The sequence below is a fragment of the Streptomyces sp. NPDC001536 genome, assembly GCF_042894505.1.
Classification (GTDB): Bacteria; Actinomycetota; Actinomycetes; order Streptomycetales; family Streptomycetaceae; genus Streptomyces.
This window is the reverse complement of the sequence record NZ_JBIAVQ010000050.1, coordinates 1-1,211: the sequence shown is the minus strand read 5'-3', so window position 1 is coordinate 1,211 and position 1,211 is coordinate 1. Positions and strand designations below refer to the sequence as shown.

Below are 1,211 nucleotides of genomic sequence, written 5' to 3'. Positions count from 1 at the left end.
GACTGGGCGAACTGGGAGGAGTTCCGCCGTCTGGAGGCCCTGGGCCTGACCATGTACGGGCAGATGACCGCCGGTTCCTGGATCTACATCGGTACGCAGGGCATCCTCCAGGGCACCTACGAGACCTTCTCCGCCGTCGCCGCGAAGAAGTTCAACGGCACCCTCGCCGGGACCATCACCCTCACCGCCGGCCTCGGCGGCATGGGCGGCGCCCAGCCCCTCGCGGTCACCATGAACGACGGTGTCGCGATCTGCATCGACGTCGACCCGCGCGCGATCGAGCGCCGGATCGAGCACCGCTACCTGGACGTGAAGGCCGACAACCTGCGGCACGCGCTGGAACTGGCGGTGGAGGCGCGCGACGCCCGCCGGCCTCTGTCGATCGGCCTGCTCGGCAACGCGGCCGAACTGCTCCCGCAGATGCTGGCCGAGGGCGCCCCCATCGACATCGTCACCGACCAGACCTCGGCCCACGACCCCCTCGCCTACCTTCCCGTCGGCGTCGACTTCGACGACATGGCCGATGCCGCCGCCAAGGACCCGGCGGGCTTCACCACCCGCGCCCGTGAGTCCATGGCCCAGCACGTCGAGGCGATGGTCGGCTTCATGGACGCCGGCGCGGAGGTCTTCGACTACGGCAACTCCATCCGCGGCGAGGCCCAGCTCGCCGGGTACGAGCGGGCGTTCGCCTTCCCCGGCTTCGTCCCTGCCTATATCCGGCCGCTGTTCAGCGAGGGCAAGGGCCCGTTCCGCTGGGCGGCCCTGTCCGGTGAGGCGTCCGACATCGCGAAGACCGACAAGGCGATCCTGGAGCTGTTCCCGGAGAACGAGTCCCTCGCCCGCTGGATCAAGATGGCGGGGGAGCGGGTCCACTTCCAGGGCCTGCCCGCCCGGATCTGCTGGCTCGGCTACGGCGAACGCGACAAGGCCGGCGAACGCTTCAACGACATGGTCGCCTCGGGCGAGCTGGCGGCCCCGCTGGCGATCGGCCGCGACCACCTCGACTCCGGCTCCGTCGCCTCCCCCTACCGCGAGACCGAGGCCATGCTCGACGGCTCCGACGCGATCGCCGACTGGCCGCTGCTCAACGCCATGGTCAATGTGGCGTCCGGCGCGTCCTGGGTGTCCATCCACCACGGCGGCGGCGTGGGCATGGGCCGCTCCATCCACGCCGGCCAGGTGTCCGTGGCCGACGGCACGAAGCTCGCCGG

The 1,211-nt window shown here is 70.9% G+C and carries 1 protein-coding gene; it reads left to right on the top strand.

All coding sequences use genetic code 11. The features are described from left to right. Nucleotides 1–1,211, top strand: a 1,211-nt coding sequence (locus ACFY0U_RS45675) for a urocanate hydratase (RefSeq protein ID WP_388646480.1), incomplete at both ends; no start/stop codon positions are given.